The organism is Pedobacter nyackensis, from assembly GCF_032678475.1.
Taxonomy (GTDB): Bacteria; Bacteroidota; Bacteroidia; order Sphingobacteriales; family Sphingobacteriaceae; genus Pedobacter; species Pedobacter nyackensis_A.
This window is the reverse complement of the sequence record NZ_JAVTSF010000006.1, coordinates 417,929-435,845: the sequence shown is the minus strand read 5'-3', so window position 1 is coordinate 435,845 and position 17,917 is coordinate 417,929. Positions and strand designations below refer to the sequence as shown.

Here is a 17,917-nt window from a genome sequence, read left to right as displayed (position 1 = left end):
TTTAACGCAGCCGGCAGGCTTGACTGCTAACATCACCGCAAAAGCAATCAGCATTACTGGTAATAGCATTGCCGATAAAATCTACGACGGAAATGCCACAGCAACGATCATTGGAACAGCAGCATTAAGTGGGGTATTGCCAGGCGATGCAGCCAGTGTTATCCTTGGAGGTACACCTTTAGCTACTTTTGCCAATACCTCAGTAGAGACAGGTAAACCAGTAACAATAAGTGGCTACAGTATCAGTGGCAGTGCTTCGGGTAATTACAGCCTGAGCCAGCCAGGCGGCTTAACAGCAAACATTACCGCAAAATCAATTACGATCACCGGAATCAATATCAGTAACAAGCAGTACGACGGTAATACTACAGCAACGATTAGTGGAACAGCGGCATTAAGCGGGGTATTGTCCGGCGATGCAGCCAATGTAACTTTAGGTGATACTCCGGCAGCAACTTTCGCAACTGCAGGACTGGGCACAGCTAAATCAGTAACCATAAGCGGCTACAGTATCAGCGGCAGTGCTTCGGGTAATTACAGTTTAACACAGCCAATAGGCTTAACAGCCGACATCACAGCCAAAATATTAACTATTTCAGCACAACCAGTAAGCAAAGTATATGATGGCAATACCACAGCAACCCTAAACTTTGATACTTTCGATATGGCATCAGGATTGGTGGGCAACGAGGACGTAAGCTTAATCTATGCTTCAGCTACTTATGATACTAAGAATGTAGGAACTGGTAAGGCAATTACCATCTCAGGTCTTGCGCTAAGCGGAATTGATAAAGATAATTACCGTCTGAACACCTTTAGTACAAATGGTGAGATCACAACAAAAAGCTTAACAGCCAGTGTGATTGGAACGGTGAGCAAAGTGTATGATGGAGCCGTAACTGCAACATTAGCATCTGCTAACTATAGCCTTTCGGGTGTGTTGTCAGGTGACGCAGTGGTATTAAATAACCCAACTAGTGGAAGTTATGATACAAGAAATATAGGTACAGGAAAGATTGTAACAGTGAATGGACTATCCATTTCTGGAACTAATGCTGCTAACTACAGTCTTGGATCTACCAGTATTAGTGGCGCAGTGGGGACCATTACAACAAAAAACTTAACAGCCAGCTTAACGGGAATCGTAAGCAAAATCTACGATGGTACTACCGTAGCAGGACTGAATGCCTCTAACTATATCTTATCAGGCGTAGTACCAGGTGAAACGGTGGTGTTGAACAATCCAACGAGCGGAAGTTATGATAACAGGAATGCAGGCGCAGGAAAAACAGTAACAGTAAATGGATTATCCATTTCAGGTATTGATGGTGCTAGCTATAGCCTTGCTTCCACCAACATTAACGGAACAGTAGGAACAATTACGGCTAAAGCCCTTACCATTACTGCTGATAACAAAGAGAAATTCCTTGGAACAGCAAATCCTGAACTAACAGTCCGTTATGATGGTTTTGTAACAGGAGAGGAGAGCAACGTATTATCTACACAGCCTTCAATCGTTACCACTGCAGACATCAACAGTGGTTTGGGCGATTACCCGATAACCGCAAGTGGTGCTGTGGCACAGAATTACAACATCAGCTATATAGGGGGAATACTTAGCATCAAGCCCGGTGCACCAACGAGTGTGGGTCTTGCAGCAGTAACGTTATACGAACACAAACCAGCAGGCACATTGGTCGGTACACTCAACAGTACATCAAATGATCCTAACGCAGTATTTACTTACAGCCTGGTAGCAGGAACAGGCGATGCCGATAATGTAGATTTCAATATTGTTAACAACGAACTGAGAACAGTAACACCGCTGAATTACGAAGCGCAGCAGAACTATAAAATCAGAGTGCGCAGTACCACACAATACGGTTTCAGTCTGGACCAGGATTTTGTGATTCAGTTAAACGATGTAAATGAAGCCCCAACATTAAATGCAATAGAGAATCAAATTATTTGTTATAACAAAGATGAGCAACGGATAAATTTAAGTGGTATAACTGCTGGCCCGGATGTTAATCAAACGACTACTTTAAGTGTACTTAGTAACACTAATAGTTTATTCCAGAACCTAAGTATTGCAGGGAACCAGTTAAGGTACACCATAGCAAATAACCAGAGCGGAACAGCCGTCGTTACGTTAACAGTAAAAGATAATGGAGGTACAGCCAATGGTGGTGTAAATGAAATCAGCAGAAGTTTTACCATAACTGTAAACCCATTGCCGGTGATTACCATTACCAGTGATAAAGGGAACAGTATAAGTCGCGGAGAATCTGTGGTATTAACTGCAAGTGGTGGAGTCAAATACAAATGGACAACCCTGGGTGCCATCGGTGGGAAAGAAACTTCTCAGTTTTTAGTTCGGCCATTATCCACCACAACGTATGTAGTAACAGCAGAGACTGCAGGTGGTTGTGTGGCTGAGGCCAGCTTTAAGGTAGAAGTAAAAGGAGATTACCAGGCAATAGAAGCAGAGAATTTTATCACCCCTAATGGCGATGGTGTTAATGATACCTGGGTGGTGAAGAATATTGATGCTTATCCGGCCCATACTTTAACTATTGTAGACAGAGCAGGAAGAATTGTGTATAAAGTACGCAATTACAAGAATGATTGGGATGGAAGACTAAACGCATCTCTATTACAGGAAGGAACCTATTATTATCTCTTCCGGTTTGATCAGCCCAATGTAAGAGTGATGAAAGGTTTTATTACAATAGTGCGATAATTAGTATTGTTAATAGTAAAGAATAAATCATAGTGCCAGGGCTGTTCTATTGTGATAAAAGAACAGCCCTGACTTAAAGTATAGAAAAAATGAAAAGAATAGTGTTACTTATCTTAATGATTCTAGGAATACTTGACGTAAAAGGACAACTGACCCCAATGAAAAGCCAGTTTTTTCAGAATCCCTATTTAGTGAATTCCGCAATGGCAGGAGCTGCAGGGAAGGCGGTTATTTTTAGTAATTATTCCAGTCAATGGAATAAAATTGATGGCGGGCCGGTAATGGTGTCCCTTTCAGCAAGTATGCCTGTAAATGATAAGGCATCAGTAGGATTGAATATCATTAATGATAAATCAGGTTTATTGAGTAAAACACAAGCAATGGGTAGTTTTTCCTATAAAGTGCCGCTTTCTGAAAATCAAAGTCTTCGTTTTGGTGTATCCTTAAGCTGGGCACAAGATAGGTTGAATTATGGTTTAACCAGCAGTGCAGGTTCCTCTGATGTAGGTTTATCCCGTTATAACGACAGGGAAAATTATCTCGATGGAAATTTTGGGGTAGCTTATATCAATAATTCGTTCGAAGCACAGTTTAGCTATCTTAACCTTAATCAAAAACGGGCTGAGCAGCTTTCAACAGTAGATTACTCTACTTTTTATAGCGCCGTAAGCTACAGATTTAAAATAGACGAAACGTTTGCCATAAAGCCATTGTTTGCCTACAGGGGCGTAAGAAATTTTGATAACCAGTATGATATAGCAGCAGAATTAATCGCAGATGATTTACATTTTTATACCATGTACCATAGTAACAATAGCTTCACAGGAGGTATAGGATATGATTATATGAAACGAGTGAACTTTGGGTTCTTGTATAATTCAGAACCTAATACGGTAAGAGGTTTTTCCGGAGGAATATTTGATCTGGTGCTAGGCTATAAGTTTAAGTAATGCGTGTACTTCGAAATCAACATGACTGTACTTTATTTTGATTGAATCAGTTTTTTGTGTTTGTAATAAAGCCCGGAACATCTTTTAGAAAAATCAAAATATACTTTATCGCTGAAACCGGTTAGGTAAACTCTGTTAAACCACAATTTTGTCTTAATAGTGGGGATTTTTACCAGTTTCCCTTGTTCATTATTGGCCAGGTTGTCGTAGAAATTCCAATTGCCTATATAGTCACCGGTGAGTAAGTTGACGCTGGATTCGCCGCTGCCATTGTTGTTGGCCGGGCCAAACTCGTAACGGCTCATGCCAATTAATTGAACCTGTTTTGTTTTTTTATCGTAACGAAACTGGTTGTGATATCCTGCCCTCATCCAATGGTTTTGAAACTCAAAACCATTTTTTGTTGAGCTTACACCACTTTGCTGGTTCAGTATTTCTATGGGTTGGCTTTTTAAGGGCTTATATTGCCGGGAGGAAAGCTGGCACACAATAACGGACTCATCTGTATCCACATAAACAGTGTCGTTCTTTCCGTCAAAATCAATGTCTTTAACCAGTTTATGCTGTGCCTTTACCTGGGCAATAGACAATAGGGCAAGAAATAGGAGAGTATAGGTTTTCATTTGTATAGCGTTTATAATAGGTTGTCGGCAAAATCGTTTCGCTTGTTTTTTCATTATAGAAGTATTTTAAGTATAATTCCAATAACTGCCGAAGTTAAAATAAGATGCGGTTCTTTTATTTTTTTAAGGTAGATTAAGGTCAGCATACTAAATATAGCAATTAAGGCTGTAGGAATATCCACAATCGCTCTTGTTGCAATGATAATTACCGCCCCAACCAATGAACCGATTACCACCGCTGTAATGCCATCAACAAATGCTTTTATACTCGTGTTTTTAGCTATTTTTTTGAATGATGGTGCAAGTACCACCGTAAAAAGATAGCAGGGTAAGAATGTAGCTAATGCAGCAACGCAAGCGCCTGGAAAACCAGCAACCAGATAACCAATAAATGCCACAGTAATAACCACAGGCCCAGGCGTGACCATAGCAACAGCCACTGAATCTAAAAACTCATGTTCATTCAGCCAGCCAAATTCCTGAACTACCCCACCATGTAAAAACGGGACAATAGCCAGACCGCTGCCAAATACAAATGCCCCTGCTTTGAGAAAGAACCAGCCAATTTCCTGTAAAGTCTTTCCGTCATATTGCCAGAATCCAATGCCTAATAAAATTATGGAAGGCGCAGTAACGGGGCGTTTAATCCATTTAGGCGGTGACTTGACCACCATATAGATCAGTCCACAGCCAACAAATAGTAAGATGTCTTCTCTTTGGGTGATTACGGTGACGACAACTCCAACCAGATAGAAGACCCATAGCAGCCAATTAGATTTGATGGCTGCAAAGTCAAGAGTACTTACAGATTTAATAGTCAATTTGTAAGCACTGATGGCGATGATACCAATTACAGCCGCACTAACTCCATAAAATACAGCTTGCATTCCTGGTAACCCGCTGTACAGTTTATAAGCAATGCCTAGTATTACCACCATTACGAATGATGGTAATACAAATGCAAGCCCGGCTAATGTAGCCCCGATCAATCCATAATGGACAAATCCCATGTAAATGCCTAATTGAGCTGCCAATGGTCCTGGTGCCAATTGTGCCAAAGCCAGCCCTTCTTTATATTCTTCTTCAGTGATCCATTTCTTGTTTTCAACCAGGTCACGGTGCATGTAACCAACTAAAGCAACAGGCCCGCCAAATCCCCAGGTACCTAATTTTAAAAAATAGGAGGTCAGCTCACTCCTGGAATAAGCAGGCTTTATAATCAGTTCGTTTTCCATGTGTGTGTTTCTAAGTATAAGAGTTTAGCCATTTCATATTTCAAAAATTACTATACAATAGTACCAGTACTTTAGATTGAAAAATAGAACGGATTTAACTGTTAGTACAGAATTTACTTTTTTATAGCTAAGTAGGTTTTATAGTTTGTAGTTTGCATAGCACAAGGCAACGGCCGTTATAGAGGATAAAATAGAATAGCTTTAACTATTGGGACTTATTTTGCTTTTTGAAGCGTTCTTTTTGTATGCCGAAGGCGTTAAACCCATTTCGAGTTTAAAAATACGCGCGAAATGGCTTTGATCCGAAAAACCTGTCAGATAGGCAATTTCGGAAAAGGAGTAATCTGAAGTTTCAATAAATGCTATGGCCTTGTCAATTCTCAGTTTTCGGATATATTCCCCAAATGAAAGATTGTCAAAATACTTAGAAAACTCTCTGGATACATAGGCAGGATTTACATTTAGTTCATGGGAAATTCCTGTTAAACTCAAGGCAAGATTGGTGTCAATCTGATCTTGTATGATGGTTTTCAGTTCGGTAGCCCATGTAGGTATTTTACCTGTAGTTCCTTTTTTTAGAAATTTTTGATAAACATCAACTAAAAGTTGTTCTACAGGACTTTCTGTATGTTTTACATTTTGAAGATGCCTGGCCCATGTGTATAAGGCATCATAAATGACTGTCCCGGCCTGTAATAGTTCCTGATCGTCTTTAATATTATAAGCCATGCCAGCAGCGATGGCCCATAATCCGGCACACTGGCTGGATAAGTGATGTTGGTCTGTGTCTGCTCCCCTGACGATAGGTGCCATTGCATCGAGCGCAGGGTCATTTAATTTGTATTTATTGATTAGTGCATCAAAAGTACATTGATCTTTTTGATGGGTGAGTTCAACACCAGGTACATCAAACGGAATTGCATTTAGTTCTGCTGATTTTTCGATTACCTGGTCAAATGGAACGTAAAAGAAATGAGCGTTTTTATCAATGAAATTTTTGATCAGCCAGGGACAAGCGATACGATCAATTTTTGGTCTTTCACGAGTAATCCAGTTCATTACGCCTTAATATTCTGTTAATTTGGTAGATAATGATTTGTTTTTTCCATTTAATTGGCTGGGGCGATAGCTTGTCCAAATACCAGGGTATTTCCGTCAGGGTCATCTACTGCGAAATCCCGCATACCGTAAACGCGGTCTTCAAGGGGGACCGATATGATGGCTCCGTTTGAACTCAGCCGTTGATAATAATCGTTCACGTTGTCTATATCTATGCAGAGGTGCGCACTTCCGATCGGTTTTTTTCGGCCGGGATTTCCCGAGCCGCTGATGTGAATGAAGACTTCGTCGATAAACAGTCCTGCATATTCTCCGAACTCGAAATCAAAGGTGAAGCCTAGGACATTAGTATAATAATCAACGGAACTATAAAAATCGCTGACGTGGATAACGGTGGCTGAACTGAATGCTTTCATGAGTCTTAGTTTTAATCCATTAATTACAAATATAAAATTATACTTCACTCAATTATTTACAAAGAACGCAAATTTCGGATTTTCTACCCAAGGCTCTAAAGCTAATTTTATCCCATTACAAATTATTACTATGGAAGATATAGAAACGCGATTGACTGCTATAGACTGGCAGGCAGTCACAAAGGAATTACACGATAAGGGCTTCGTTATTGTTCGGGATATACTGAACAAAATAGAGTGTGATGCATTGATCACTGAATATGATGCAGAAGATACCTATCGCAAAACAATTAACATGGAACGTTATCGTTTCGGTCAGGGTGAGTATAAATATTTTCAGTACCCGCTGCCCGAACTGATTACCACATTGCGGGAAAAAGTATATGCTGAAATAGCTCCGGTTGCCAATAGGTGGATGCAGGAGCTGAATATCGATAAGAAATTCCCTGCCACACATGTAGCAATGAGAAATCTTTGCAAAGAACACGGGCAGGAAAAACCGACAGTCCTTATCTTAAAATATGGTACGGGAGGCTTTAATACGTTGCATCAGGATTTATACGGTGAAGTCTATTTTCCGATGCAAATGGTTTTTATGCTTGATCAGATCGATAAGGATTATACCGGAGGCGAATTTGTAGTAACCGAACAAATACCCCGTGCGCAATCCAAAGCAAATGTATTAAAGCCTGATCGTGGGGATATGATTATCCTTACTACAAACTTTCGCCCTGCGAAGGGAACAAAAGGTTACTACCGCGTAAACATGAAGCATGGTGTTAGTCCGCTCCACGATGGCTGCAGACATAGTATGGGCATCATATTTCATGATGCCCTAAGCTAATTTACAGTCTTAAACACTTCATAATCATGATAAACCATATAGATTTAGGAGCAGCCGATAAAGACAGAAGGAAGGCTGTCGGCTTTTTGATTCGTAATGGTGATATTATGTTTGGTGGTTACAGGAAAGCAAAGATATACGGGATGCTTACTTGTTCATCTGGCAAAAGGATGAAAGTCGAAAACCGGGTTTTCTTCAAAGATGAAGCAGAGGCATTGACTAACGGATACAGACCATGTGGTCATTGTATGAAAGAAAAATACGGGCAATGGAAAAGGGGAACCGCCAACATCAAATTAAACAATTACGAAGGGTTTATGGTTTGAGCAAATTTAAGAAAGCTGATTTGGCGATATTCCATATTTCTTCTTGAAAACGAAAGAAAAGTGGGAAAGGTCTTCAAAACCTACTTCAAGGTAAACTTCACTTGGTTTTTTTCTTTTTTCAGCCAGATGATAGTAGGCAAGTTCAAGTCTTTTATTTGTTAACCATTTTTGAGGGCTTGTATGGAAAAGTTTCTTAAAATCCCTGTTAAACGTTGATAAACTACGTCCGGTTAAATAACCTAATTTCTCCAATGACATATTGAACATGAAATTTCGCTGCATAAAATTGACTAAATCAATCTTGCCCGGAGCATCAAAGCTGGCTAATACGCTATCAACTCCGGGTTCAATTATCCGTAAAATATTGATCGCTTCGTCAATCTTTAAACTGGCAAGGCTTTCCGGAAATTCTCCTTCTATATTAAAATAGGGTACAAGGGAAGCCAGGCAGCTTTCCAGAAGTGGATGATTATGGAAACTATATATTTTTTGTTCAGGCGGTATTTTTTTCCTCAGGTCAATTTTTTCATAAAACTTCTTTAACCGTTCCGTAGATAAATGCATAACTACTGTTTTATGAGGTAAACCATTTTTTGGATAATTAATGATCGTTGCGAGTTGGTTCCTTGGAATCAGGAAAATATCACCGGTTTTAAAATAATAAGTAGCGTCTGCCTGTATAATTTTTGTTTCGCCTGAAATGAACCAAACCAGCATATGATCATCAAACATCAGGTCTGATTTAAACAGTCTATCTTCATAGCTTGAAAGCTTAATGTCTTTCGTTAAATATTTAGATATATGGTCCATTGTAATAAAGTTATTTATTTCAGATCGATTTCCGTAAAACCCAACTGCTAAAAAATGTTGCTATCCTTAAATGTCCTCGAATGAGATGCCTGTCATCTCCCTGCTAAGATCCCAAAGTTTTTTAGCATTGCTTTCATCTAGTGAATAGGCTTGTACACCCCGCGTTCCCAGGCCATTATCTGTTCCAAAATTTCCGAGGTCTAATTCTGCAATATCACCATCCTCACAATATACTCCGCCGATATTATTGAGCAGCCGACTGGTTGCACACCATACTGTAGTAGCAGCACCCTGAGGAATAGTTTTCAGACTGGCAAGGATTTCCGGACGCATATTGCCATGCTCATCCAAAAAGCCCATTTCCCTGAACAGTTCCATATCTGCATCTCTGGCCAGTTCTGTACCCGCAATTGAGCCAGGATGCAATGAGTATGCCCGTACGTTATATGATTTGGCACGATTATCCAATTCAAGGGCAAATAGGTTACTTGCTGTTTTTGACTGTCCATATCCCAAAAGTGTCTGATATTCCCTGTGCTCGAAATTGGGGTCTTCGAAATCAAAAGATGCCATCTGGTGACCGTAGGAAGACACATTAACTACTCTTGCTCCATTGGCTTTTTTAAGTGCGGGCCACAACTTTGCTACGAGCTGATACTGTCCCAGATAATTGGTAGCTAGTTGTGATTCGATCCCACGACTATCTCTTTGCAAAGGTACCCACATGATACCGGCATTATTGATTAGCAGATGCAATGCTCTGCCTGAATCAAGGAATTTTTCAGCAAAGGCATCAATGCTTTCAGGCCTGGTCAGATCCATTGCTTCGATTTCTATACCTGGAAGGCCCTCTAAATTTTTCTTAGCTTTTTCAATATTCCTGGCAGGAACAATAACTGTTGCGCCTGCTCCTGCAAGTACTTTCGTTGTTTCCAGACCAATGCCTGTATTACCACCTGTTACAATAGCGATTTTTCCACTCAGGTCAATGCCTTTGATCACTTCAGTTGCTGTTGAGGTGGCGTTAAATCCTGACCCTATTGGGTGTTGTAAAGCACCCTGATAATTGTTCTTCTCCATTTTGTTTATGATTAAATGTATAGAACAAATTTAGGTGGATGCGGAGCAGAGCGGTTTGTTCAGCATGTCAATTAATTTTGTTGAGCGTGTCAGGTTCCAATACCTTCGACACTGAGAATTCCCACCTTTGTTGATTTACCTCTTAACAGAATCATGCCAATAGGTTCAGTTCTGATATGATCGTTTGGTTCTAAGGATGCTAACATGTATGCTGAAATCAGAAAGTTTTTATGATGTTCATTACATAGGCTCTGAATTCTTGAAGCAGTATTTAAAGTGTCACCATGATAAGCAATATCTCTTTTGATGTCGCCAATTTCTACAACTGTGACTTTCCCCATATGGAGGCCCGCTTTAAAGTGGGGTAGAAACCCGTAGTTTGCCATATAGTATTGGGTTCTGTCCTGAAACTGTTTTTCACAACCAAAGAAAAACCGAATGCAGGACAGCTTTCTCAGTCCATCAGGTACCCTCCAGGTTACCACAATTTCATCCCCCACATATTGGTAAACTTCTGCATTAAACTTTAAAAGAATTTGGTTGATGTCCATGAAACTATCTCTGATAAATGAGCTGTACTTTAGGTGTCCCAGCTTTTCTGCTATAGTTGTGGATGATTTTAAATCCATAAACATAAAAATCCGTTCTTCTTCCTTTGGATACTTATACTTTCCAAGTAATAAGGGAACTAAAACACCCGGGCCATATTTCCTGTTTACCTGGTTGATAAAACTTATGATCAATGTCATAACGAAATAGTAGATCGCCAGAATATAAAAAAGGTATCTCCATGATTTATCGTTTTCCTTCAGGTTGTCTCCAAAGGTTGAGGCTGCAATAAAGAAATCAAAGAAAGTATATCTGATCAAAATCAATGTAAGTACAATAAGAAGGAGGGAGATCGTAGATTTGACTAGAATTATTCTGCCCATAGAATGCTTTTCGTGAAGGTTCTTATCGAGGTATTGGTCGGTTAAACCAAGTATAATACCATAAAAGAATCCAAACATTACAGACAATGCCAGGGTGTTGTTAAATCTGGCTGGAGAGTTGAGTTGGGAAGTTTCACTAATTGAAAGCGCTTGTAAATGCAGGAGGATGCTCAGAAAAACACTGGCTATAATCCAGAAATTGATTTGTATGCCCAAATAACTTAGAACGGGAAACTTAGCAGAGAATTTTTGTGCTGTACTTGTGTAATCCCATTTTTTGGACATCTTATTCAGGCCTTTTTAAATCAAATTTTGCTTTGTTTAGAATTGATGAGGATAAACAAAACACTTATACAAGATAATGCAATTCATTTACATTTCAGATAACCCAGAATGGATTTATGTCAGCTTTCTACGAGGAACATAGTGTTGGTATTTTTTGTAGTTTTAGGAGCATTAATAAGGTTTAATAAAGTTTGGCAAGGGTAGCCACGGAACAAATGAAAAAAATAATATAGTGCATATGCAAACGATACTTGGTGCCAATGGGCAGATCGCAGAAGAACTTGCAAGGGAGCTAAAACGGAATTATACTACGGACATCAGGCTGGTAAGCAGAAATCCCAAAAAGGTTAATGATACCGATACGCTGTTTGCAGCCAACCTTCTCGACAGGGAAAAGGCGGATTAAGCGGTAAAGGGCAGTAGTATCGCCTATTTTACCCTGGGCCTTCCAATGAACAGCAAAATGTGGGAGGAGCAGTTTCCGGTAATCATGCGGAATGTGATAGATGCTTGTAAGAAATACGGTACCAAACTGGTGTTTTTTGACAATACTTACATGTATCCGCAAAATGATAACGTATTGACCGAACAAAGTCCGTTTGCCCCAGTAGGCAGAAAAGGATCAGTAAGGAAGGACCTCGCTGAAATGCTCTTAGGGGAAATGGAAACTGGCCAGATTGAGGCGGTGATTTGCCGTGCCCCGGAATTTTATGGCCCTGGTAAGACACAGAGTATCACTAATGCCTTTATTTTCGATGCTATTAAGGAGAATAAAAAACTAAAAGTTCTTCTGAGTGACCGTAAACTGAGAAGCTTAATATGGACGCCAGACGCGAGCAGGGCAACTGCTTTGATAGGTAATGTACCTGATGCTTACGGGCAAACCTGGCACTTGCCTGTAGACGAAAACAGGATGTCGTACAAAGGATTTATCACATTGGCATCGGAAGTTTATGGGAGAAAATTGGAATATCATGTGATCCCAAAATTTATCCTGAAAATTGGTGTTGTCTTCAGCAAACGTTTACGTGAGCTACAAGAGCTTTTACCAAGATATGCCCACGATAATATATTCGACGTCTCGAAGTTCAAGAAGCGCTTTCCTGAATTTATGATAACGACGTTTAGAGAAGGGATGGAGCAAATAAAGGCGGAACAGAAAATTGATAGCCTTAATGAACACTAAGCATCGAACTCTTGATTGAGATGCCATAGAATAGGAATTTTCTTTCAGCTTTAATAAATTTTGTTAAACATATTAATAGGAGTAAGTGTTTTCAATCAAACAAAATTATACTCCCATGAAAAAAGCAATGACCAAAATTAATGTTGTTGCCTCGATTCTTGTAGTCGTAGCAATGATACTCACAAGCTGCAACAACCAAAATGATAGAAGTTCTGTGAGCAAAACAGAAATCGACTCTCTAAGGAAAGAAATTGCAAAGTTGACGGCAGGTAATGCAATGATTGCAAAAAATCTTGCAACTTTTGATACACTTGACTTTAATGTGTTTAGCAGAAGGGATTGGGCCCGTTTTCACGAAAGCCATGCGAAAGATGTAATCGTGCACTTCCCTGATGGCCACGTAACGAATGGGCTTGAAAAACATATTCAGGATATGGAAGCGATGTTTGTGTATGCGCCTGATACAAGGATTAGTGTACATCCCATAAAAATCGGTTCTGGTAACATGACAGCTGTGACGGGAATTATGGAGGGGACATTTACCAAACCTATGCCCATAGGTGACGGAAAGTTTATTCAGCCTACCGGTAAATCTTTCAAAATTCCGATGTGTACAGTTGGCATCTGGAAAGAAGACGGAACGATGAGCGAAGAGTATTTATTCTGGGACAACCAAACCTATATGAACCAGCTTGGCCTGGGGAAATAATATCGACAAGAGCCATATTGTCCTGGCACAAACATGAATTGTGCCAGGACATCGTCAAGTGGCCGACTTTGATCGGTCACTTGAATTTTAGCTGCATTTGTCTTTTAATTACGGATTGATAAGAAAAGCATCCTTCCATTTTAAGCTTCCCGGATATCCCCAGTTATCTTTCGAGAGATCACAGAAATCTCCGTAAGCACGCATCTCATTGCCCAATAAAGTTGTCAAAGACCTTACCGTCTGCTGCTGATTTTTATGACCTGCCAGGTTATTGATCTCCAGTGGGTCCTTCGATAAGTCGAACAGTTGCACAGGATGGTCTCCATCAACATTATATAAGATCAGTTTCTTGTTGTCTTTGATTATCGCACGCTGAAGATTGGAATAGGTCAGAAATAACCGGTCCCGGCCAGCGAATTTATTTTTTGTAAAAGCATCATTTAACGGCCTGCCGTTCACCGTTTCCGGTAGTGGTAGATTGCTTATTTTACACAGTGTAGGAAAGACATCTGTAAGATAACACAATGCATCTGTTTGCTTATTAACCGGAATGCCTGGCCCGCTAAAAATCAAAGGTACACGCATAGAATGATCATATAGGTTTTGTTTACCCAGTAAACCATGCTGGCCAACAGCAAGACCGTTGTCACCGGCCAATACAATAATCGTATGATCAATCTGGCCAGTTTTACGCAGCGCCTCCATTATTCTTCCTATTTCATGATCTACTTCCGTAATCATCGCATAGTATTTGGCAATTTCCTGTTTTACACTATCAGGATTACGTGGCACCGGCAGTAATTGTTCGTCACGAACAGTCAATTCTCCATTATTAAATGGGTGACGGGGCATGAAATTACCAGGTAAAGAAATTTTATCTTTGTCATACAGCGATAAAAACTCTTCCGGAGGAGTCCTTGGATCATGTGGTGCAGTAAAAGCTACATACATTAAAAATGGCGTATCCTGTGGTTGATTTAAGAAATTGATGGCCGCATCAGCATAACATATTGAAGAGAATTTGTCAGCCTGAAATCCATTTTTGTACTGACCTTCGGGATCGTAATGATTTAGACGAGGTTTCCAGTGTCCGCCTGCCTTTTCCTGGTGCATGCCTCCAAAGAATATATTATCCCCGCTTGCAAAAGAGCGATTGAAGGATTGGAGGTCACTGTGCCATTTACCAGTTGAAAAGGTACGATAACCATTTTCTCTGAACAACTCAGGGAAGGTTTTTTCATTTGGAGGGATATTACCTCCATCTTGATGTACTTTAAATACCGATCTCCCCGTAAGCAGCATTGCCCTGCTCGGTGCACAAACAGCACCTCCCAACGATCCCATGATATGCGCCTGGGTAAATGTTGTTCCGCCTTTTACAAGCTGATCAAGATTAGGTGTATATATTTCTTTATTGCCGAGTGCCCTGATCGTATTGAACCGTTGGTCATCTGTCAAAATCACAAGAACATTATAAGGCTTTACCTGCTGGGCTTTAACTGCTGATGCAGCCAGGATTAGACTTATAAAAAGTGCTTTAATAATGTGTGTTTGCATTTAAGGTGTTTAAAGTCTGTCAGATGTATTGATCTGTTACTTATCTTTTTTATCCGGTAAACATTCTGTGGTAGCCGCAAGCCTTTTAAGCAATTCCTGGGCAGAGGATTCGACTGATTCCTGCATGTAAATATCCTTACCGTTGATCACGACCATGTAATTGCTTTTTCCGGCCTCAACTTTAATTTTCATTGGTCTGGAGACACCCTTGCTGCCCAATCCACCTTCTTTAATGGAAACCGTATGTTCACCCGGGGTAACATTATGAACTGAATACCGCTGGTTTTTTAAATGACAAACAACCTGATCATCAATATAAACCCTGTAGGCAAGTAATGAGCCAACATTGTTGGTTGACCGCATAAAATAAATCTGACCAGTTTCCTGTGATTTAAAAGCTCCCGAAAGAAATAAGATCATCCCCAATGAAAGATGTAAAACGATTTTTTTCATAAAATGGTGTTGGTTTCTTCTTGTTATAATTATAGTGAAAAATTAACTCTTCAAATCAAAAATCCCCATTTTTTTTTATTTTTGGAAACAAAATGTTTTCTATTAGCGGACTTTTTCATAAAGCTACTTTGATCAGATCAGTCATTTTATTTCTATTCCTCTCTTTTTGTACCATTGCTACTGTAATAGGTCAACATAATCATGATAAAAAGGTTGTTGCAGTTAACATTGATCTGGTTGGTGTATCCAATGACAAGGTTAGGGTTAAGGTAAGGCCGCCCAGGGTATCTAAGGATCAATTGAGCTACCGTTTTGCACGGATAATTCCGGGAACTTATGCGATCGCAGACTATGGCCGTTTTGTAGAAGATATCAAAGCTTATGATGCTTCGGGCAGAAGCCTTCCGATCAAACGAACAGACTCCAATACAGTATTGATTTCCAATGCAAAAAAACTGGACCACTTGTCTTACCTGGTCAATGATACCTTCGATACTGAAACAGGCGCTGAGGTATTTGATGCAAAGGAAACAGTTATCTTTTCTCCGGCAGGTACAAACATTGTTGCAGGTAAGCAATTCTGGATGAACCTTTGCGGTTTTGCCGGATACTTTGAAGGCTTTGGACAATTGCCATACGAAATTGAAGTAAGTCATCCGGCAGATCTGTTCGGTGCTACGGCCAAGGAGGACCTCAATGTTTCGAAAACAAAAGATTTATTCCAGTATGAACGGTTTGCCGATATGGTTGACAATCCAATTATGTATAGTGAGCCGGATACAGCTGTATTTAAGGTCAATGGGATGGAAGTATTGCTAAGTCTTTATGCTCCGGGGAAGCAGATTAGTGCTAAAACTTTAAAACCAGCATTGGAAAAGATGATGATCGCCCAGAAGCGTTTTTTGGGTAATATAAACACGACAAAGAGGTATGCCGTGTTGGCGTATCTGACTACCAGTACACAAGGAGATGCCAGAGGGATCGGGGCCCTTGAACACAACAATTCTACTACCGCCGTATTTCGGCAAACGATGAATGCGCGCGACCTGATCTCGGTAATCAGTCATGAGTTCTTTCATACGGTTACCCCTTTAAAAGTGCACTCCGGAGAGATCGGTAATTTCGATTTTCAAAATCCTAAGATGAGCCGTCACCTATGGTTTTACGAAGGGGTTACTGAGTACTTCGCCAATTTGTTCCAGGTAAATCAAGGATTAATTGACGAAAACAAATTTTACGATCTGATGGCGGCTAAAGTTAAAGCATCCGAACAATATAATGATTCACTCTCATTTACGGAGATGAGCCGGAATGTGTTGCAGGATACCATGAAAAGAGAGTATCCAAATGTTTATCAAAAAGGTGCACTTATTGCCATGTGCATTGACATCATGATCAGAGCGCATTCTGAAGGTCGCTTAGGATTATTATGGCTGATGGATGAGTTGACAAAGAAATATGGTAAAGACCGGCCATTTGATGACAAAACATTTTTGTCGACGATTTCTAATATGACATTTCCTGAATTGGGTAAGTTTTTAACAGATCATGTGGCGGGTAACAAGCCGATTGTTTACTCCTCTTATTTAAAAAGGGTGGGACTCAAAGATACCATTGTATCAGTAGCAGAACCTATTGTTTTTGTGGCAAATGATGTGCTCTATATCGATATAGACCAGGATAAGAAACAAGTCATTATAGATTTACAGGACAATAATAATAACTTTATACAAAATCTGGGGCTTAAAAATGGTGATGTGTTGATTTCTCTTAATGGTTCCCCTTTTGTACCTGAAGACGGCCCTGCCAGTTTGATGCTGGGATATGGTCTTGAAGAAGGAGCCCCTGTGTTATTGAAAATACTGCGTGACAATAAACCGATCGAAATAAAAGGGACGGTAAAATTAAATTACATTGATGGTCAGGGGTTCAGGTTTGAAGATCCTGCAAAGCTCATGTTAAAAAATGCCTGGTTAAAGAACTAAAACAATATATATGAAAAAACTACTTACTATTTTCCTTTTGAACGCGCTGATAATGTCAGCTTTTGCCCAGAAGCAAGCCGTCCTGGACGCATTCAGTAAACATGATATTGATTTAAGTGTTTTAGACCCGAAAAACAAGCAAACGGCTGAAGATTATGCTTTTGATCTAAAATATACGTCGGTTGCCGCGAATAAGGAGACTGTAACCCTGGCCCAATATGATCCTTCAAAAGCTGAAGCTGACCGCTGGACTGTAATTTCTGTTAAAGGTAAAGCGCCGAGTGCGTCGGAAATCAAGACATTTAAAAAGAACCATAGCAGGCAACCCGTAACAGGTAAAATAGATGAAGCCACATTTTTAGTAGAGAAAGAAACGCCGGACTATCTGGTGATCAGTTATAAACAAGACCCTGCTTCGATGCCACAGGAAGCACAATTTATGAAAGACTGTAGGTTACACATGACCATTAACCTGAAAACCAAAAAAGTTGAAAAAATACAATCGCTGAATGAAAAGCCATTGAAGATTAAGATCTTCAATGCCGAAAAGTTGGATCTTGTGGTTAAGTTTAACTGGAATGAACAGGAAAAACGCTATTTTACGGAAAGCGAGGACCTGAATTTGATTGTAAAATTTCTCGGTCAGCTTGCACCTATGGAAACACTTTCAGAATATTCCAATTACAGGAAGGTAAAATAAAATTCCTTTTTTATTCACTGTAAA

The 17,917-nt window shown here is 39.9% G+C and carries 18 protein-coding genes; 9 read left to right on the top strand and 9 right to left on the bottom strand.

Annotated features, from left to right (window positions below; all coding sequences use genetic code 11):
• Positions 1–2,743, top strand: a 2,743-nt coding sequence (locus R2Q84_RS19800; protein ID WP_316818333.1) for a YDG domain-containing protein, incomplete at its 5' end; no start/stop codon positions are given.
• An 89-nt stretch (positions 2,744–2,832) separates the two neighbouring features.
• Complete coding sequence (locus tag R2Q84_RS19795) at positions 2,833–3,693, top strand: type IX secretion system membrane protein PorP/SprF (RefSeq protein ID WP_316818332.1); 861 nt, start codon at positions 2,833–2,835, stop codon at positions 3,691–3,693.
• Positions 3,694–3,725: 32 nt separating this feature from the next.
• Here R2Q84_RS19795 and R2Q84_RS19790 read toward each other — a convergent pair whose 3' ends face one another.
• From R2Q84_RS19790 to R2Q84_RS19775, 4 genes are all read right to left on the bottom strand, one after another.
• Positions 3,726–4,316 (bottom strand): hypothetical protein, encoded by a 591-nt coding sequence (locus tag R2Q84_RS19790; RefSeq protein WP_316818331.1) that lies wholly within the window; start codon positions 4,314–4,316, stop codon positions 3,726–3,728.
• 53 nt (positions 4,317–4,369) lie between these two features.
• Positions 4,370–5,551, bottom strand: a complete 1,182-nt coding sequence (locus tag R2Q84_RS19785) for a chromate transporter (protein ID WP_316818330.1) — start codon at positions 5,549–5,551, stop codon at positions 4,370–4,372.
• 201 nt (positions 5,552–5,752) lie between these two features.
• Complete coding sequence (locus tag R2Q84_RS19780) at positions 5,753–6,610, bottom strand: chromate resistance protein ChrB domain-containing protein (protein ID WP_316818329.1); 858 nt, start codon at positions 6,608–6,610, stop codon at positions 5,753–5,755.
• 50 nt (positions 6,611–6,660) lie between these two features.
• A complete protein-coding gene (locus tag R2Q84_RS19775; protein ID WP_316818328.1) occupies positions 6,661–7,026 on the bottom strand; it encodes a VOC family protein in 366 nt (121 codons plus the stop codon).
• Between the two features lie 130 nt (positions 7,027–7,156).
• Here R2Q84_RS19775 and R2Q84_RS19770 point away from each other — a divergent pair, with 130 nt between their 5' ends.
• Positions 7,157–7,870, top strand: a complete 714-nt coding sequence (locus tag R2Q84_RS19770; RefSeq protein WP_316818327.1) for a 2OG-Fe(II) oxygenase — start codon at positions 7,157–7,159, stop codon at positions 7,868–7,870.
• Positions 7,871–7,896: 26 nt separating this feature from the next.
• Complete coding sequence (locus R2Q84_RS19765) at positions 7,897–8,196, top strand: Ada metal-binding domain-containing protein (protein ID WP_316818326.1); 300 nt, start codon at positions 7,897–7,899, stop codon at positions 8,194–8,196.
• Between the two features lie 6 nt (positions 8,197–8,202).
• On the opposite strand, the gene R2Q84_RS19760 is transcribed toward R2Q84_RS19765, so the two are convergent.
• From R2Q84_RS19760 to R2Q84_RS19750, 3 genes are all read right to left on the bottom strand, one after another.
• A complete protein-coding gene (locus tag R2Q84_RS19760; protein WP_316818325.1) occupies positions 8,203–9,006 on the bottom strand; it encodes an AraC family transcriptional regulator in 804 nt (267 codons plus the stop codon).
• A 66-nt stretch (positions 9,007–9,072) separates the two neighbouring features.
• On the bottom strand, positions 9,073–10,086 hold the full coding sequence (locus R2Q84_RS19755) for an SDR family NAD(P)-dependent oxidoreductase (RefSeq protein WP_316818324.1): 1,014 nt from the start codon (positions 10,084–10,086) through the stop codon (positions 9,073–9,075).
• Between the two features lie 89 nt (positions 10,087–10,175).
• Positions 10,176–11,303 carry an adenylate/guanylate cyclase domain-containing protein gene (locus tag R2Q84_RS19750; RefSeq protein WP_316818323.1) on the bottom strand — a complete coding sequence of 376 codons (1,128 nt, stop codon included), beginning with the start codon at positions 11,301–11,303 and terminating at the stop codon, positions 10,176–10,178.
• A 238-nt stretch (positions 11,304–11,541) separates the two neighbouring features.
• On the opposite strand from R2Q84_RS19750, the gene R2Q84_RS19745 reads away from it, so the two are divergent.
• From R2Q84_RS19745 to R2Q84_RS19735, 3 genes are all read left to right on the top strand, one after another.
• On the top strand, positions 11,542–11,709 hold the full coding sequence (locus R2Q84_RS19745; protein WP_316818322.1) for a hypothetical protein: 168 nt from the start codon (positions 11,542–11,544) through the stop codon (positions 11,707–11,709).
• A gap of 45 nt (positions 11,710–11,754) precedes the next feature.
• Positions 11,755–12,489 carry an NAD-dependent epimerase/dehydratase family protein gene (locus R2Q84_RS19740; RefSeq protein WP_316818321.1) on the top strand — a complete coding sequence of 245 codons (735 nt, stop codon included), beginning with the start codon at positions 11,755–11,757 and terminating at the stop codon, positions 12,487–12,489.
• 115 nt (positions 12,490–12,604) lie between these two features.
• Positions 12,605–13,198 (top strand): ester cyclase, encoded by a 594-nt coding sequence (locus R2Q84_RS19735; protein ID WP_316818320.1) that lies wholly within the window; start codon positions 12,605–12,607, stop codon positions 13,196–13,198.
• 108 nt (positions 13,199–13,306) lie between these two features.
• On the opposite strand, the gene R2Q84_RS19730 is transcribed toward R2Q84_RS19735, so the two are convergent.
• Positions 13,307–14,755, bottom strand: a complete 1,449-nt coding sequence (locus R2Q84_RS19730; protein ID WP_316818319.1) for a sulfatase-like hydrolase/transferase — start codon at positions 14,753–14,755, stop codon at positions 13,307–13,309.
• A gap of 36 nt (positions 14,756–14,791) precedes the next feature.
• Positions 14,792–15,208, bottom strand: a complete 417-nt coding sequence (locus R2Q84_RS19725) for a DUF2846 domain-containing protein (protein WP_316818318.1) — start codon at positions 15,206–15,208, stop codon at positions 14,792–14,794.
• A 92-nt stretch (positions 15,209–15,300) separates the two neighbouring features.
• Between R2Q84_RS19725 and R2Q84_RS19720 the strand changes: the two genes are divergently transcribed.
• Together R2Q84_RS19720 and R2Q84_RS19715 are read left to right on the top strand one after the other, a co-directional pair.
• A complete protein-coding gene (locus tag R2Q84_RS19720; protein ID WP_316818317.1) occupies positions 15,301–17,193 on the top strand; it encodes a hypothetical protein in 1,893 nt (630 codons plus the stop codon).
• Between the two features lie 10 nt (positions 17,194–17,203).
• On the top strand, positions 17,204–17,893 hold the full coding sequence (locus R2Q84_RS19715) for a hypothetical protein (protein ID WP_316818316.1): 690 nt from the start codon (positions 17,204–17,206) through the stop codon (positions 17,891–17,893).
• Positions 17,894–17,917 lie beyond the last annotated feature (24 nt).